Annotated in this window: 13 protein-coding genes and 3 pseudogenes; 5 read left to right on the top strand and 11 right to left on the bottom strand. The window is 68.2% G+C overall.

The features are described 5' to 3' along the window. Positions 1-36 precede the first annotated feature (36 nt). From MYXE_RS14335 to yajC, 5 genes and pseudogenes are all read right to left on the bottom strand, one after another. A complete protein-coding gene (locus MYXE_RS14335) occupies positions 37-573 on the bottom strand; it encodes an adenine phosphoribosyltransferase (RefSeq protein WP_003919991.1) in 537 nt (178 codons plus the stop codon). After that, positions 570-2,227, bottom strand: a pseudogene (locus MYXE_RS14340) (ABC transporter substrate-binding protein). Before MYXE_RS14340 ends, MYXE_RS14335 begins: the two are co-directional and overlap by 4 nt. 4 nt (positions 2,228-2,231) lie before the next feature. Next, positions 2,232-3,506: a protein translocase subunit SecF gene (gene secF / locus MYXE_RS14345; protein ID WP_085198570.1), complete on the bottom strand. Its 1,275-nt coding sequence runs from the start codon at positions 3,504-3,506 to the stop codon at positions 2,232-2,234. 4 nt (positions 3,507-3,510) lie between these two features. After that, positions 3,511-5,219 (bottom strand): annotated as a pseudogene (gene secD, locus MYXE_RS14350) (protein translocase subunit SecD). 87 nt (positions 5,220-5,306) lie between these two features. Continuing rightward, the gene (yajC, locus tag MYXE_RS14355; protein ID WP_085198574.1) at positions 5,307-5,636 is read right to left on the bottom strand and encodes a preprotein translocase subunit YajC; all 330 of its coding nucleotides are present in this window, start codon (positions 5,634-5,636) and stop codon (positions 5,307-5,309) included. A 65-nt stretch (positions 5,637-5,701) separates the two neighbouring features. Here yajC and MYXE_RS14360 point away from each other — a divergent pair, with 65 nt between their 5' ends. The 3 genes from MYXE_RS14360 (at position 5,702) to gabT (ending at position 8,811) form a co-directional block, all read left to right on the top strand. Then, positions 5,702-6,841, top strand: a complete 1,140-nt coding sequence (locus MYXE_RS14360; RefSeq protein ID WP_085198576.1) for an amidohydrolase family protein — start codon at positions 5,702-5,704, stop codon at positions 6,839-6,841. Positions 6,842-6,990: 149 nt separating this feature from the next. Then, the gene (locus MYXE_RS14365) at positions 6,991-7,383 is read left to right on the top strand and encodes a hypothetical protein (protein ID WP_085198578.1); all 393 of its coding nucleotides are present in this window, start codon (positions 6,991-6,993) and stop codon (positions 7,381-7,383) included. An 87-nt stretch (positions 7,384-7,470) separates the two neighbouring features. Beyond that, a complete protein-coding gene (gabT, locus tag MYXE_RS14370; protein ID WP_085198580.1) occupies positions 7,471-8,811 on the top strand; it encodes a 4-aminobutyrate--2-oxoglutarate transaminase in 1,341 nt (446 codons plus the stop codon). A gap of 184 nt (positions 8,812-8,995) precedes the next feature. On the opposite strand, the gene MYXE_RS14375 is transcribed toward gabT, so the two are convergent. Continuing rightward, positions 8,996-9,292, bottom strand: coding sequence for a hypothetical protein (locus MYXE_RS14375; RefSeq protein ID WP_085198582.1), 297 nt, complete (start codon positions 9,290-9,292; stop codon positions 8,996-8,998). A gap of 37 nt (positions 9,293-9,329) precedes the next feature. Between MYXE_RS14375 and MYXE_RS14380 the strand changes: the two genes are divergently transcribed. Both MYXE_RS14380 and car read left to right on the top strand, forming a co-directional pair. After that, positions 9,330-9,542: a hypothetical protein gene (locus MYXE_RS14380; protein WP_085198584.1), complete on the top strand. Its 213-nt coding sequence runs from the start codon at positions 9,330-9,332 to the stop codon at positions 9,540-9,542. A 143-nt stretch (positions 9,543-9,685) separates the two neighbouring features. Further along, on the top strand, positions 9,686-13,180 hold the full coding sequence (gene car, locus MYXE_RS14385) for a carboxylic acid reductase (protein WP_415624489.1): 3,495 nt from the start codon (positions 9,686-9,688) through the stop codon (positions 13,178-13,180). On the opposite strand, the pseudogene MYXE_RS14390 reads toward car, so the two are convergent. From MYXE_RS14390 to MYXE_RS14410, 5 genes and pseudogenes are all read right to left on the bottom strand, one after another. After that, positions 13,177-13,841: pseudogene (locus tag MYXE_RS14390) on the bottom strand (hypothetical protein). The gene car and the pseudogene MYXE_RS14390 overlap by 4 nt on opposite strands. Before the next feature lie 90 nt (positions 13,842-13,931). Then, positions 13,932-14,996: a Holliday junction branch migration DNA helicase RuvB gene (gene ruvB, locus MYXE_RS14395; RefSeq protein ID WP_085198588.1), complete on the bottom strand. Its 1,065-nt coding sequence runs from the start codon at positions 14,994-14,996 to the stop codon at positions 13,932-13,934. Next, positions 14,993-15,580 carry a Holliday junction branch migration protein RuvA gene (ruvA, locus tag MYXE_RS14400; protein WP_085198590.1) on the bottom strand — a complete coding sequence of 196 codons (588 nt, stop codon included), beginning with the start codon at positions 15,578-15,580 and terminating at the stop codon, positions 14,993-14,995. Before ruvA ends, ruvB begins: the two co-directional genes overlap by 4 nt. Next, positions 15,577-16,131, bottom strand: coding sequence for a crossover junction endodeoxyribonuclease RuvC (ruvC, locus tag MYXE_RS14405; RefSeq protein WP_085198592.1), 555 nt, complete (start codon positions 16,129-16,131; stop codon positions 15,577-15,579). The genes ruvA and ruvC overlap by 4 nt, the downstream gene beginning before the upstream one ends. Before the next feature lie 93 nt (positions 16,132-16,224). Further along, positions 16,225-16,977 carry a YebC/PmpR family DNA-binding transcriptional regulator gene (locus MYXE_RS14410; protein WP_003919977.1) on the bottom strand — a complete coding sequence of 251 codons (753 nt, stop codon included), beginning with the start codon at positions 16,975-16,977 and terminating at the stop codon, positions 16,225-16,227. Between the last annotated feature and the right edge of the window lie 43 nt (positions 16,978-17,020).

A 17,020-nucleotide genomic window follows, 5' to 3' on the forward strand; every position in this document is an offset into this window, starting at 1 on the left:
GATATCGCTCCAGCTCGGGCGCAGGCTGGCAGCGTTTCAGATGCTGCGCAGGCTTCGTACTGGCAGCGGTGCCAGCAGGTCGCGCCCGCCCAGCTCGGCGAGCTCCAGCACCACCACGGCCATGGTCACGACGGCGCCGGCATGCTCAAGCAGCCGGTGCGCGGCAGCCAGCGTGCCGCCGGTGGCCAGCACGTCGTCGACGATGACCACCCGCCGGCCCGCCAGCTCGATACCGCTGGCCGGAATCTCCAAAACAGCGGCGCCGTACTCCAGGTGGTACCGCTCGGCGAGCACTGGCGGGGGCAGCTTGCCGCCCTTGCGCACGGCCAGCACGCCGGTACCCAGCCGGGTGGCAAGGGCCGCCGCGGCCAGGAAGCCGCGGGCATCGATGCCCGCCACCAGGTCGGCTCCGGCCGCGGCGGCGGCCAGTGCGTCGGTGACCGCGGCCAGCCCGCGGGCGTCGGCGAAAAGCGGAGTCAGGTCTTTGAATTGCGTTCCCGGCGTAGGGAAATCGGCTACCTCCCGGGTCAGGGACGCGATGAGGTTTTCGACCGAGCCGCCGTGGGACGTCACCGCACCAGCACCCAGCGGTCCATGTTCCACCCCGCCCCCCAGCGGGTCGGGTTGCTGTTGACGGCATACATCTTCTTCTTTGTCACCAGCGTGCGCTGCTGGCGGTAAAGCGGCAGCGTCGGCATGTCCGCCCACAGCACCGCGGCACCGTCGCCGAGCAGCCGGGCCAGCGTTCTACCGGGTCGGCGGAAACCGCCTGGGCGCCGATGATGCCGTCGATTTGACCGTTGCGGTAACCGGAGAGGTTGTTGCCGTTGCCGCTGTGCAAGGCGTAGGCGTCCATCGCCGACGACCCGGTCGATCCGCCGCCGGTGGCGCCTCCGGTGCCGGCCAGCAGGGCGTCGATCTGGCCGGCTTTGAGCGTCTGGGGGCCAGCGGAGGGCGAGGTCGCGTCCGACACCGCGACGCCCGCCGGTCCGCAAGCCTTGGCGATGGCCCCGACGATGGCCGCCAGCCGCGCGTTGGGCGCCCGGTAGCCGATCCGCACCGACAGCGGCGCACCGCCCAACTCGCTGCGGGCGGCCGCCGGATCGGAGCGGGTGAACGACGCGGCCGCCGGGGTGGCGCTCTCGGCCTGGCCGAGGGCGTCGTCGGCGGCGGCGTGCAGCCGCGTGTTGGCGATCGGCACGCCGGCGTCGCGGGCGATGAGATCGCGCGGCGTGCACAGCGCGAGCGCGCGGCGGGCCCGGGTCTGCGACAGCGGGCCGACGGGAGCAAAGATCAGCTGCTCGATGCCCGCCGACGCCGAATCGGTGCGCTGGTAGTCGTCCGGGGTGATCAGCGATCCCGACGACCCGGCCGCAACGTCAACGACGTCGACGGACTTGTTGTTGACCCGGTCTTGAATGTCGGCTTCCTGCGGCCACACCGTGATCCGCTTGGTGACGGGTTTGGTGCCCCACCAACGGTCGTTCGCGACGAGCACCACGGCGCCGCCGTCGAGCAGCTTTTCGATCTTGTACGGTCCCGACGACGGGAAGTGTTTCAGGTCGACGCCGGGCTTGAGGTCCCAGGTCGTGTTCCATACCTGCGCGATCCGGTCCACTACCGGCATGTTGTTGGTCTGCAGCGCGGTCGTCACATCGACGCCGAGCTCATCGCCGATGACATGCGAGGGCATCAGCGAGGTCGCGGTGAACAGTTGGGCATAGTCGACGACGTTGCGGTCCGGGGCAAACGACACGCGCGCCTTCTTCTGGCCCGGCTGGCAATCGACGTTGGCGATATCGGCGTAGCCGGCGTGGCTGGCGGCGTCGAAACCGGGAAAACGGCCCGACTGCGCGGCCCAGGTCAACACCAGGTCGTCGCAGGTGATGGGCCTGCCGTCGGAATAGACGGCGTTGTCGGCGATCTGGTAGTCGAGGACCAGCGGCGCCCCGCCGACCACCGATACGGTCCCGAAGTCGTGGTCAGCGACGACTTGCCCGTCCGGCCCGTGGTAGCCGAACCCGATGAGGGTGCGGGCGAATGCCTGCGCTCCGGCCGACGCGGCACCCGTGACCGTGTTGGTGTTGTAGCTCACCAGCGTCCCGTCGACAACGTAGTCGATCTGGTCGGAGGCGCTGCCTGAGCACGCGGTCAGCCCCGCCGGGCCGGCCGCCGCCAGCGTCGCGGCCACCGACACCGCGGCCGCGCGCCGACACCAGACCGCCATCGGGCTATCGCTTGTTCCGCTTGCCGGTGGGACGTCGCTGGCTGGTTGTGGGCCGCACCGGGCGTGCCCCGGGTGCGGGTTTGGTCGGTGCGGGCTTGCTGCGAGCGGGGGCGGCCGCGCTGATGTCTTGCTGCGCCTCCTCGCCCGGCGAAGCCTCTCGAGGCTCGGCTGCGGGCTCTGGTTTCTCGGTGGTGTCCGTGGCCCGAGCCGGATCGCGGCGCCGCAGCACCCGCCGAGTGTGATTGCGCACCAGTTCGGTGCGTTCGCGAAGGGTGACCAGCAGCGGGGTGGCGAAGAAGATCGACGAGTAGGTGCCGACGAGGATGCCGACCAGCTGGACCAGCGCCAGATCCTTGAGGGTGCCCACGCCGAGCAGCCACACCGCCACCACCAGCAAGGCGATCACCGGCAACACCGAGATCAGGCTGGTGTTGATCGAGCGCATCAGCGTCTGGTTGACCGCCAGGTTGGCCTGCTCGGCGAAGGTGCGCCGGGTGGTGTGCTGGAAACCTCGGGTGTTCTCCTCGACTTTGTCGAACACGATGACCGTGTCGTACAGCGAGAAACCCAGGATCGTCAGCCACCCGATGACCGTGGCCGGGGTGACCTCGAAGCCGACCAGCGAATACACACCAGCGGTGACCGTCAGGTCGAAGAACAGGGCGGCCAGCGCCGAAATCGCCATGTAGCGCTCGTAGCGCACGGTGATGTACAGCGTCACCAACACCAAGAACACCACCAGCGCGATCAAGGCCTTCTTGGTGATCTGGCCACCCCAGGTCGACGACACCGCCGAGTCGCTGATCGCCTGCTTGCTGGGCTGACCGTCGGCGCCTCGCGGATGAAAAGCGTTGAACAGGGCGTCTTTTAGCTTCGCGGTCTGCTGGTTGGTCAGCGTTTCGGAGCGGATCTGGACGGTGGCCGAGGCGCCACTGCCGACGATCACCACCGACTCTGGGTCGCTGCCCAGGGTGCGCCGGAACACGTCTTCGACTTGGGCGACTTTGGCGTCGCCGCGCGGGAACGACACCTTGGTGCCGCCAGCGAAGTCGATGCCGAACGTGAACCCGCGAATGGCGATGCTGGCGACGGCGATTGCGACGATCATCGCGCTGATCGCGTACCAAAACCGGCGTCGCCCCACCACCTCGAAGGCACCGGTGCCGGTGTAGAGCCGGGACAAAAAGCCGTGGTGCGGTAGCTCGGCGGCGTGGGCGCTGTCGACGACGGTGGCGTTGGACTCGGTGATTTCCACGGCTTCTGTTGCTTTGGAGGCCATTTCGCTATCCCGTCCAATCGGCCTGTGAATGAGCCAGGGCGCGGCGTTCGCGGGCGACCTGCTGGACCGCACCCAGGCCGTTGTAGGCCGGCTTGGCCAAGGTCGCCGACTTGGACGCCAGGTAGACCAGCGGCCAGGTCACCAAGAACACCACGACAAGGTCGAGGACCGTGGTGAGGCCGAGGGTGAACGCGAAGCCCTTCACTTGCCCGATCGCCAGGAAGTAGAGCACCGCGGCGGCCAGGAAGGTCACCGCGTTACCCGACACGATCGTCTTGCGGGCCCGTGCCCAGCCGCGGGGCACCGCGGAGCGAAACGAACGGCCTTCGCGGATCTCGTCTTTGATCCGTTCGAAGAACACCACGAACGAGTCGGCGGTGGTGCCGATCCCGATGATCAGACCCGCGATGCCGGCCAGATCCAGCGTGTAGTTGATGTAGCGGCCTAACAACACCAGAATCGCGAAAACCATTGCACCGGAAGCCACCAGCGACAGTGCGGTCAGCAATCCCAGCACCCGGTAATACAGCAGCGAATACACCAGCACCAAAACCAGCCCGATAGCACCTGCGATCAGACCGGCGCGCAGCGACGTCAATCCCAGTGTGGCCGAGACTGTTTCGGCTTCCGATGATTCGAAGGACAGTGGCAATGACCCGTACTTCAGCACGTTGGCCAGTTCGCGGGCCTGGCCCTGGGTGAAGTTTCCGGTGATCTGGGTGCGGCCCCCCGGTATCGCCTCGCGGATCTGCGGTGCGCTGACCACCTGCGAGTCCAGCGTGAACGCCGTCTGGGTGCCCACGTGGGCGGCGGTGAAGTCCGCCCAGGTATTGGCCGCCGAGCTCTTGAACTGCAGATCGACGACGTAGCCGCCGCTGTGCTGGTCCAGACCATACGTGGCGTTTTGGATCTGGTCACCGCTGATGATCGACGGCGCCAATAGGTAGGCGGTCTTGTGGTCGGTCGAGCAGGTCACCAGGGGCAGGTTGGGGTCGTCGTTTCCGGCGAGGATGTCATCCTGCCCGCAGCGGGTGGCCTGGTATTGCAGCGCCAAAAACTGCACACCCTGGCTGGTGCTCTGCCGCCACTTCTTCTCCTGGGCAATGCGCTCGGCGAGGTCCTTGCGCGGGTCTGGGGGGGCCAGGCTTCTCGGCGGGCGTTGGCGGCGCGTTGTTGTCCGGTGGCCCCGGAGTCGGGGTGGGCGTCGGCTCCTGCGGGTACGGCCGCGGCTGCGGAGCGGGCTTTCCACCGGGAGTTCCCGCCGGCGCTTCGCCGGGCTGTGCGCCCCCCCGGCGCCGGGCCTGGATGCTGGTCAGCCGGCGGCGCGGACTCCGCGGGTATCGCGTTGGTCACCGGCCGGATGTACAACCGCGCGGTCTGCCCCAGGTTGCGGGCCTCGTTGCCGTTATTGCCAGGCACCGTGATGACCAGGTTGTCCCCGTCGACAATGACTTCCGAGCCCGAAACTCCCAGACCGTTGACTCGGGCGCTGATGATCTGCTGGGCCTGCGACAGCGCCTCGCGAGTCGGGGCCGAGCCGTCCGGGGTCCGTGCGGTCAGGGTGACCCGGGTACCGCCCTGCAGGTCGATGCCGAGCTTGGGTTCGGCCCGCTTGTTGCCCGTCAGAAAGACCAGCAGGTAGACACCGACCAGCAGGATCAGGAACACCGACAGATAGCGGGCAGGACGCACCGGCGCCGAAGGCGATGCCACGTTCTCTCCTCACACTCTCGCGCGATCCGCTCCCACGGTGATCACTGCGACTGCACCCCGCAAAGATTACGTGCCAGGGGGCAGACCTCAGTCGTTGGTCAGGCGCTCCGGGTCACCGGTGGTCTGCTCGACACCGTCGTCGTCGCGGTCATCGACGTCTGGTTCGATGCGGTCCCGGATCGCCAGCTTCATCCAGGTGGTGACCACGCCCGGCGCGATCTCAAGGTCCACCGTGTCGTCGGTGATCCCGGTGACGGTGGCCTGCAGTCCGGATGTGGTGTGCACCCGGTCGCCGATGCGCAGCGACTCGTGCAGGTCGATCGTGGCTTGCATCGCACGTTTTTGACGCCGCGACGCGAAGAACATGAACGCTGCCAGGATGACAAGCAGCGGCAAGAAAACGACCAGTTGATCCATGACGGCCAGTCTGCCATCGCGCCCAGCCCTTGACGCGGCGGTGCGGCAGTGGGACAACGGGCGATATGGCCCGCGTCGTCGATTCCGACCAGCACCTCTACGAAAGTCGGTCACTGTGGGCCGACCACATCGATCCGTCCGCCCGCGACGAAGCGCTGAGCCTGGTCGATGACGAACGCGGCTATACCTGGCTGAGCTGGCGGGGCTTTCCCCTCGCGCTGGCTGATGTCCACGTTCCCGGCGACACCGCGTCGTGCGGCGACCACCGCAACCGCTGCCGGGCCGGAAAACCGCCCGCCTACCGCTACGACGAGGCGTTGCCGGCTTCCTACTGGCGTCCCGAGGCTCGCGTTCGCTGGCTCGACGAGGTCGGCCTCGACGAAGCCGTGGTGTTCCCCAACTACGGCTTGCTGTGGGAGCGACGCCTCTCGTCGTCGCGGCCCGCGGTCACCGCGAACATGACGGCGTGGAACCGGTGGTGCGCTGCCGTGCAGGCCGACGGCAGGGGCCGACTGCACCCGGTCGCTCATCTGACCCTGCGTGACCCGGAGTGGCTGGAGGCCGAGTTGGCCCGACTCGCCGGGGCCGGGGTCAGGCTGGCCATGATCGGCGCGGGCTCGGTGGAGGGACGCGCCCTATCGCATCCCGACCACGACCGGATCTGGTCGGCGTTCGTCGAGCACGGCATCACCCCGGTCTTCCACGTCGCCGATCAGGTGCGGATCTTCGACGATTGCTGGTATCCCGACGACCAGTCGGGCGATCTGGTGCCCGCCACCGAAGCGGTGTTCCTATGGGTGCCACCGGCGCTGGCGTTGACCGATCTGATCTTGCATGGTGTGTTCGACCGTCATCCGCGACTCCGTTTCGGCGTGGTGGAGCTCAGCTCGGCGTGGGTGCCCCAGTTTTTGCTGCTGCTCGACGGCGCGTCGGACTTCACCACCAGGCTCAACGGCAAGCCGGTGGCCCAGCTGTCGCGGCGGCCCAGCGAATACTTCCTTGAACATGTCCGGGTGTCGTCGTTCTCCTACGAGGACCCCAAGCAGCTGACCGAAAAGACCGGCGACGTGTTCATGTTCTGCAGCGACTACCCGCACTCCGAGGGGACGTCGACACCGCTGGACGACTACCGGCGGATGGGCTGCGAGGAGCCGGCGATGCCCGGACTGTTCCACGACAATGTCGACGCGCTGCTTCGTCATTGAGCGGATCGAGCTCACCGAGGCCTTACGAACCACCGGTGCGATCCGCGAGTTCACCGGCCAGCCCGTGGACACCAGCCGGCCCGGTCTTCGGGGCGAGCGGTTAATCGAGTCGCTAATGTAGCGGGCCGAGGACACCAGGGAGGCATGCGGTGCAAAACGTTGTTCGCCGCTTAGCGGTTGTCGTGGTAATGGCAATGGCGCCGATGGCTTTCGCGATCGCCGTGACGCCGGCCGTCAGTTCCGCGCAGTGCGCGAACGGCTGGTGGTGGGACCCGAAGGCCAACATGTGCCGACCGGCTGACGCGCCGCTGGCGCTGCAGTGCGACCCGGGCCAGTGGTGGGACCCCACCGGCGATGTCTGTCGGCCGCTGGGTGTCGGGCCGCAACCGCTGGACTGCGGGAGCGGCCAGTGGTGGGACCCCACCGCCAACGTGTGCCGGCCGCTGGGTGTGGCGGCGCAACCGCTGGCATGCGATAACGGCTGGTGGTGGGACCCGACGTCCAATGCCTGCCGCCCGCCGCTGGTACCGCCGTCCGCGTAGCCCGCGACGCGGGTTGCCGTCGTCGCCGAGCCGCCGCGGATAGGCTCGAACCACCGCGCGACCCGCACCGCCCGTGAGGAGACCGACGTGCCCGCCGTCAACCAGAGTCGCCACCTCCTCACCGAAATCCCGGGCCCGGCCTCGCTGGAACTGACCAAGCGTCGAACCGCCGCGGTGGCCCGCGGGGTCGGCAGCATCATGCCGGTCTACGCGGCGCGCGCCAGCGGCGGGATTGTCGAGGATGTCGACGGCAACCGGCTGATCGACCTCGGCTCGGGGATCGCGGTCACCACGATCGGCAACGCGGCCCCGCGGGTGGTGGACGCCGTCCGCGCGCAGGTCGCCGAGTTCACCCACACCTGCTTCATGGTGACCCCGTACGAGCACTACGTCGCCGTCGCCGAGCAACTCAACCGGTTGGCCCCGGGCGGGGGCGACAAGCGCTCGGCGCTGTTCAACTCCGGCGCCGAGGCGGTGGAGAACGCGATCAAGGTCGCCCGCTGCTATACCCGCAAACCGGCTGTGGTGGCGTTCGACCACGCATATCACGGTCGCACCAACCTGGCGATGGCGCTGACCGCCAAATCGGCGCCGTACAAAAACGGGTTCGGGCCGTTCGCGCCGGAGATCTACCGTGCTCCGCTGTCGTACCCGTTTCGCGACCGCCTGCTCGACGAAAAATTGGCCAGCAACGGCGAACTGGCCGCCGAGCGGGCGATCCGCCATATCGACCAGCAGGTCGGCGCCGACAACGTGGCGGCGCTGCTCATCGAACCTATTCAGGGCGAAGGCGGCTTCATCGTCCCAGCCCCGGGGTTTCTGGCCACTCTGCGCCAGTGGTGCCAGCAACACAACGTGGTCTTCATCGCCGACGAGATCCAGACCGGATTCGCGCGCACCGGGGCGATGTTCGCCTGCGAGCACGAGGGCATTGAGCCCGACCTAGTTTGCGTCGCCAAGGGCATCGCCGGAGGGCTGCCGCTTTCGGCGGTGACGGGACGCGCCGAGATCATGGACGCCGCCCACCCCGGCGGCCTGGGCGGGACCTTCGGCGGCAACCCGGTGGCCTGCGCGGCGGCGCTGGCCAGCATCGCGACCATCGAGAGCGACGGGCTGATCGAGCGGGCACGTCAGCTCGGCGAGCTGATGACGCAGCGGCTGCTGGCGTTGCAGCGGCGCGACGACCGGGTCGGCGATGTCCGCGGCCGGGGCGCCATGATGGCCATCGAGCTGGTGAAACCCGGCGGCGCCGACCCGAATCCGCAGCTCACCGACGCGCTGACCGCCGCCGCGCACGCCGCCGGGGTGATCGTCTTGACCGCGGGCACCTTCGACAACGTGGTGCGACTGCTGCCACCGCTGACCATCAGCGACGAACTGCTGACCGAAGGTCTCGACGTCATCGCGTCGTGCCTCGCCGAGCTCTGAACCGCGCGCCGTCACATCTGCCACACCAGTCTCCGCGGAGAAGGATGTGCCGATGTGCCCGCCTCGCAGCGACAACCAACCGTTTGGCCGCGGGTTGGCGGCCTTGAAGCGTTCACTTGTGACAGTAATGACCCGTGCGCCACATCAGCCCCGCGACACCGGGTGTTGCTGGCGTGCCCGGCTATCAGCGACAACGGGCTTGGTCGCGTAACGACTGCACGCGTTTGTGAATCCGGTGCTCGGTGCCGCGGGGCATCCAACCGGGGCCATAGCGGCCGCGTCCGAGCCGACGGACCCGGCCGTGCCCGATCTCCCAGCGCAAAGCATCCGAGATCGACTTCGATGCCCGGCCACCCGCAGCAAAGCCGTGCCAGGCGAGCGCGTCGGCCAGCTCCGCGACGGTCGCGGGCCCGTGGATAAACAGATGCATCGTCAGGACGTAGCGAAGCTCGGTTCCCCGCAACTGCAGCGGTTCGCTCATCCTCAGATCGTCGCAGCGATGTCTGACAATCCATTCCTTGTCGCTGATAGCCGGGCAGTTCGGACCCAAGGCACTCGCCATGACGCAAGTGACCGATGGACGAAAGCGTCTTGTTGGTTGTCCGCGCGGCACAAGAACCGCCGCTTTGTCGCTGCCAGGCGGGCACATCGACACCACCCGCGCGGCGGTGGAGGTCATTGCCGAGCAGCAGCGCTGCCGCCCGCCCGGTGCCGAGAACTCGCAGCGTTAGTTACCGATCTCACACGCGACCGCGGTTCCCGGGACGCCGTGTCCGGAATAAAGTTAGCTTTGCTAACGTAGTTCCTCGTGTTGGGCGCAGCGTGGCGCCGGTCAGCTTCACCACCACTGTGTTTCGAGGTTTGAGATATGCCGATGGATACCCGTGAAGACCAGCTGGAGCGCCGCATTGCCGCGTTGACCGCCGATGATCCGCAGTTCGCCGCGGCGCGTCCCGACGAAGCGGTGGCCACGGCGGTCCAGCGGCCCGGGCTGCGCCTGCCAGAGGTGATCGAAACCGTGCTGCAGGGTTACGCCGACCGGCCGGCGCTCGGGCAGCGTGCGGTCGAGTTCGTCAAAGACCCGAACACCGGCCGTACGTCGGCGCACCTGCTGCCCCGCTTCGACACGATCACCTACCGCGAACTGGCCGACCGCGTCGGCGCGTTGGCCAGCGCCTGGGCCCGCGAGGCCGTCTCGCCCGGTGACCGCGTCGCCATCTTGGGCTTCACCAGCGTCGACTACACCACGATCGACGTGACCCTGGCCCGAATCGGCGCCGTGTCGGTGCCGCTACAGACCAGCGCGGCCCTCGCCCAGCTTCGGCCCATCGTCGTCGAGACCGAGCCCACCGTGATCGCGGCCAGCGTCGACTACCTGTCCGACGCGGTCGAACTGATCCGCACCGGTCACGCGCCGGCGCGGCTCGTGGTATTCGACCACCACCCCGAGGTTGACGACCACCGCGAGGCGCTCGATGCTGCCCGCGGCCGGCTGGCCGGACATGCGGTGATCGTGGAGACACTGGCCGAGGTGCTGGAACGCGGCACGTCGCTGCCCGCCCCGACGGTCGCCGCCGAAGACAACGACCTGGCGCTGCTGATCTACACCTCCGGCAGCACCGGCGCACCCAAGGGCGCGATGTATCCGCAGCGCAACGTCGCCAAGATGTGGCAGCGCTCCAGCCGCAACTGGTTCGGCCCGAGTGCTGCGTCGATCACCCTCAACTTCATGCCGATGAGCCACGTCATGGGCCGCGGCATCCTGTACGGAACGCTCGGCAACGGCGGAACCGCTTACTTCGGCGCCACGAGCGACCTGTCGACGCTGCTCGAAGACCTCGCCCTGGTGCGGCCCACCGAGTTGAACTTCGTGCCGCGGGTTTGGGACACCCTGCACGCAGAATTTCTCACCAGGGTTGACCGGCTCACCGCGGAGGGCGCCGACCGGGCCAGCGCGGAAGCCCTGGTGATGGGCGACCTGCGCGACAACCTGCTCGGCGGGCGGGCGATCTTCGCGATGACGGGCTCGGCGCCGATTTCCTCGCAGCTCAAAACGTGGGTCGAGTCGCTTCTGGGGATTCACCTGCTCGACGGCTACGGCTCCACCGAGGCCGGGATGGTTTTGTACGACGGTGTGGTGCAACGCCCGCCGGTGATCGACTACAAGCTGGCCGACGTGCCCGATCTGGGTTACTTCAGCACCGACCGGCCCTTCCCGCGGGGTGAGTTGCTGCTCAAGACCGAGAACATGTTCCCCGGCTACTACAAGCGCCCGGAGATCACCGCCGGAGTGTTCGACGACGACGGTTACTACCGCACCGGCGACGTAGTGGCCGAGGTCGGCCCCGACCGGCTGGTCTACGTCGACCGCCGCAACAACGTGCTCAAGCTTGCCCAAGGTGAGTTCGTCACCGTCGCCAAGCTCGAGGCCGTGTTCAACAACAGCCCGCTGGTGCGCCAGATCTACATTTACGGCAACAGCGCCCACCCTTACCTGCTGGCGGTCGTGGTGCCGACGGACGTGAACGCGTCGAAGTCAGCGATCGCCGAGTCGTTGCAGCGCGTCGCCAAAGACGCCGGCCTGCAGTCCTACGAGGTGCCGCGCGACTTCCTCATCGAGCCCGAGCCGTTCACGTTGGAGAACGGTCTGCTCACCGGCATCCGCAAGCTGGCGTGGCCCAAACTGAAAGAACGGTACGGCGAGCGGCTCGAACAGCTCTACGCCGAGCTGGACCGAAGCCAGGCCGACGAGCTGAGTGAGTTGCGCCGCAGCGGCGCTCAGCGCCCGGTGCTGGAAACGGTTACCCGGGCCGCCGGTGCGCTGCTGGGCGCCGCGGCCAGCGAGCTGCAGCCCGATGCCCACTTCACGGACCTGGGCGGAGACTCTTTGTCGGCGTTGACATTCGGCAACCTGCTGCGCGAGATCTTCGACGTCGACGTGCCGGTGGGGGTGATTGTCAGCCCGGCATCCGACCTGCAGGCCATCGCTGGCTACATCGAGGCCGAACGTCAAGGCTCCAAGCGGCCGACGTTCGCCTCGGTACACGGCCGTGCCGAAGAAGGGGAGGCGGTCGAGGTGCGCGCTCGCGACCTGAGGCTGGACAAGTTCCTCGACGCGCGCACGCTGGAAGATGCCCCGGCCTTGCCCGGGCCAAGCACCGAGGTGCGCACGGTGCTGCTCACCGGCGCGACCGGATTCTTGGGCCGCTACCTGGCGCTGGAGTGGCTGGAGCGGATGGACGCCGTCGACGGCACGGTGATCGCGCTGGTGCGCGCCAAAGACGACGCCGCGGCGCGGGAGCGTCTCGACCGAACGTTCGACAGCGACCCGAAGCTGCGGGCGCACTATCGCGCGCTGGCCGCCGATCACTTGGAGGTCGTCGCCGGCGACAAGGGTGAAGCGAACCTTGGTCTGAGCCAACAGGTTTGGCAGCGGCTGGCCGACACCGTCGACGTGATCGTCGGCCCGGCGGCGCTGGTCAACCACGTGCTGCCCTACAGCGAGCTGTTCGGCCCGAATGTGCTGGGCACCGCCGAGTTGATCCGGCTGGCGCTGACAACGAAGATCAAGCCCTACACCTATGTGTCGACGATCGGGGTGGGCGACCAGATCGAGCCCGGCAAGTTCACCGAGGACGCCGACATCCGGGTGATCAGCCCGACCCGGCGGATCAGCGACAGCTACGCCAACGGCTACGGCAACAGCAAGTGGGCCGGGGAGGTGTTGCTGCGCGAGGCCCATGACCGCTGTGGCCTGCCGGTCGCGGTGTTTCGCTGCGACATGATCTTGGCCGACACCACGTACGCTGGCCAGCTCAACCTGCCCGACATGTTCACCCGGCTGATGCTGAGCCTGGCGGCCACCGGGATCGCGCCGCGCTCGTTCTACGAGCTGGACGCCGAGGGCAACCGGCAGCGCGCCCACTATGACGGGCTGCCGGTGGAGTTCATCGCCGAGGCGGTCTCGACGCTAGGGGCTCAGACCGTCGAGGGCTACCAGACCTATCACGTGATGAACCCGCACGACGACGGCATCGGGCTCGACGAGTACGTCGACTGGCTGATCGAGGCCGGCTACCCGATCCGGCGTGTCGACGACTACGCCGACTGGCTGCAGCGGTTCGAGACCGCGATGCGGGCCCTGCCGGATCAGCAGCGCCGGTACTCGCTTTTGCCGCTGCTGCACAACTACCAGAAGCCCGAGAAGCCGATGCGCGGATCGATGGCCCCGACCGACCGGTTCCGGGCCGCGGTGCAAGAGGCGAAAATCGGCCCGGACAAAGACATCCCGCACGTGACGCGGGAGGTCATCGTCAAATACGCCACCGACCTGCAGTTGCTCGGCTTACTGGACGAGAAGAGGGTTTAGCGATCGGCGCTGACGCGGCGGCGGCGGAAGAAGCTGCCACGCTGCCGCGGCTCGTCGGCAGGCGCGCCATGCTGCTCACCGCGCACCTGGGTGACCGCGTCGGGTGAGACCTCGGGAGCGACCGGGTAGTCGGGCGTCGGCCCGTCGGCGGACATGTCGGCGGCCGGTACCGGCTCGACGTCACGGGCCAACCGCACCGCCAGCCGCGCCAGGACACCTCCGCCAAGAAAGACGATCAGCGTTCCCAACCCGGAGAAGTAAGCAATCTCGAGAAGTGCCCGCTTGCCGTCGGTCGACGCCACCGGATGGCCGATGTCGCCGATGTGCACGTCGAGGCCAAGGCGCCGCCCACCACGAACCAAGCGCCCGCAAAGCTAGCCAGCCAACCACCGAACATCGCGGTGGCCCGGTTGCCGGAACCGATCAGCAGCAGACCTCCCACCAGCGTGGTGACTCCGGGGAATACCTCCAGCCAGCCGCGGGCCGCGGTCCACGTCCAGGGCTGGTTCGGCGTGTAGGCGAAGTCCAAGTATGGCCCGACGAACGGTATCAGCGCACCCCAGGCACCCAGCAACACAAGCAGCAGGCCGGTGATCGCGCCGCGGCTGCGTGGCATGTGCAGACCGTCGTAGCCGTCGACTCCACTGCGTGAGCGTCTCATCGTGTCTCCATCCACCTTGGGCCCCGGCTGTCCCGGCGCCAAGTGCCCGAGGGATACCCACATCGGGGGCAGATGTAACGCCGCCGCCTGCTAGTCGAACAGGCCCGGCTGGGCCCACCCCGAGACCCCCGCCGGCGGCGTCATCCCCAGATGAGTCCAGGCCAGCGGGGTCGCGACCCGGCCGCGCGGGGTGCGGGCAATCATGCCGGCGCGCACCAAGAACGGCTCGCACACCTCCTCGACGGTGGCGGCTTCCTCCCCGACCGCCACCGCCAGCGTCGACACCCCGACCGGGCCGCCGCCGAAGCTGCGGGTCAGCGTCGACAGCACGGCGCGGTCCAGGCGGTCCAGGCCCAGCTCGTCGACGTCGTAAACCTCCAGTGCGGACTTCGCGACGTCGCGGGTGATCACCCCGTCAGCGCGCACCTCGGCGAAGTCGCGGACCCGCCGCAGCAGCCGGTTGGCGATGCGCGGGGTCCCCCGAGAACGGCGGGCGATCTCCGCGGCGGCGTCCGCGCCGAGCTCGATGCCCAAGATTCCCGCCGAACGCGCCAGCACCTGCTCCAGCTCGGCGGGTTCGTAGAAATCCATGTGGGCGGTGAAGCCGAAGCGGTCACGCAGCGGACCGGTCAGCGCGCCGGACCGGGTGGTGGCGCCGACCAGCGTGAACGGCGCGACTTCCAGCGGGATCGACGTGGCTCCCGGGCCTTTGCCGACGACGACATCGACCCGGAAGTCCTCCATCGCCAGATACAGCATCTCCTCGGCGGGCCGGGCGATGCGGTGGATCTCGTCGATGAACAGCACGTCGTGTTCGACCAGATTGGACAGCATCGCCGCCAGATCCCCGGCCCGTTCCAGCGCCGGCCCGGACGTCACCCGCAGCGACGACCCGAGCTCGGCGGCGATGATCATCGCCAGCGAGGTCTTGCCCAGCCCGGGCGGCCCGGACAGCAGGATGTGATCCGGTGTGCCGCCGCGGTTCTTGGCGCCCTCGATGACCAGCTGCAGCTGCTCGCGCACCCGCGGCTGGCCGATGAATTCGCGCAGCGACCGGGGCCGCAGGCTAGCGTCGACGTCGCCCTCACCGACGGTCAGCGTCGGCGACACGTCCCGCTCGGCGGGCTGGCCGGGCAACTCGCTGAACCGGCTCATGTGGTCTTCCCCAACAGCGACAGGGCGGCGCGCAGCGCGCTGGCGGTGGTGGCGGCGCGGTCGCTGGTCAGCACCGCGTCGGTGGCCTCCTCCGCTTGCTTGACCGCAAACCCAAGGCCGACAAGGGCGTCCACCACGGGTCGGCGCACCGCGTGACCGTTGACGGCCGCACTCGGCGCTGCGGTTGGCCCGATCTTGTCGCGTAGCTCGAGCACCATTCTTTCGGCGCCGCGCTTGCCGATGCCCGGCACCCGGGTCAACGCGGCGACGTCGCCGTCGGCCAGCGCCTTACGCAGCGCCGCGGTGTCGTACACCGCCAGGGTGGCCAGCGCGATCTTCGGCCCTACCCCGGAGACCCCCAACAACGTCAGGAACAGGTCGCGGGTCTCGCTGTCGGGAAAACCGTAGAGCGTCATCGAATCCTCGCGCACGATCATCGCGGTGATCAGCCGGGCTTCGCTGCCGCGTCGCAGCGTCGCCAGCGTCGAGGGCGTCGCGTTGACCCGGTAGCCGACCCCGGCCGCCTCGATCACCGCGTGGTCGAGCGCCACCTCGAGCACCTCGCCGCGCACCGACGCGATCATCGGGCGGCCTTCATTTTCGAGGCGAATTTCTTGCGATGCTCGGCCGCCTTAGCCTCAGCGGCCGCCATCCGGGCAATCATCGGCGCGCGCCAGCAATGGCAGATGGCCAGCGCGAGTGCGTCGGCGGCATCCGGTGGTGTCGGTTTAGCTTGCAGCGCAAGGATTTTGGTGACCATTGTGGTCACTTGGTCCTTACCGGCGACGCCGTTTCCGGTGACCGCGGCCTTGACCTCGCTGGGGGTGTGGAAATGCACGTCGATGCCGCGCTTGGCCGCTGCTAATGCGATCACCCCGCCGGCCTGGGCGGTGCCCATCACCGTCGACACATTCTGCTGGGAGAACACCCGCTCGATCGCGATGACGTCGGGGTGGTGGGTGTCCAGCCAATGCTCGACGATGTCGCTGATGGTGAGCAGCCGCCGCGGCAGCGGCTCGTCGGCGGGGGTGCGCACCACGTCGACGTCCAGCGCGATCACCTGTCTGCCTTGTCTGCTCTCCACCACCGACAGACCGCAGCGGGTCAATCCGGGGTCGACTCCCATTACGCGCACCGCATGCTCCCTCGACGCCGAACGGCTGTTCGATAACCCTAGCGGCTGGGGCCGACATCGGCGGGCAGCGACACAGCTCGCAACCCGCGCCTGTCAGGCCTCGATCTGCGCCAGTATCTCGTCGGGGATGTCGGCGTTGGTGTAGACGTTTTGCACGTCGTCGCTGTCTTCGAGCGCGTCGACCAGTTTCATTACCTTGCGCGCGCCCTCGGCGTCGAGTGGAACCGTCACCGACGGCTGGAACCCGGCCTCCGCGGAGTCGTAGTCGATTCCGGCTTGCTGCAAGGCGGTGCGCACGGCCACCAGATCGCCGGGTTCGGTGATGACCTCGAAGCTGTCACCGAGGTCGTTGACGTCCTCCGCGCCGGCGTCCAGCACGGCTGCCAGCACATCGTCCTCGGTGAGGCCGTCCTTCTCCAGCGTGACAACCCCTTTGCGGGAGAACAGGTACGAGACCGAGCCGGGGTCGGCCATTGTGCCGCCGTTGCGGGTCATCGCGACCCGCACCTCGCTGGCTGCGCGGTTGCGGTTGTCGGTGAGGCATTCGATGAGAATGGCCACCCCGTTGGGGCCGTAGCCCTCGTAGGTGATGGTCTGCCAGTCGGCGCCGCCGGCCTCCTCGCCGGCACCGCGCTTGCGGGCCCGCTCGATGTTCTCGTTGGGCACCGAGCTCTTCTTGGCCTTCTGGATCGCGTCGTAGAGCGTGGGGTTGCCCGCTGGATCACCACCCCCGACGCGCGCGGCGACCTCGATGTTCTTGATCAGCCGGGCGAACATCTTGCCGCGGCGGGCGTCGACGATGGCTTTCTTGTGCTTGGTGGTGGCCCATTTGGAGTGGCCGCTCATCCGCTACTACCTCTTGTCCTTGCTCTCCCGAAGTTCGCCAGAC

Source organism: Mycobacterium xenopi (assembly GCF_009936235.1).
Classification (GTDB): domain Bacteria; phylum Actinomycetota; class Actinomycetes; order Mycobacteriales; family Mycobacteriaceae; genus Mycobacterium; species Mycobacterium xenopi.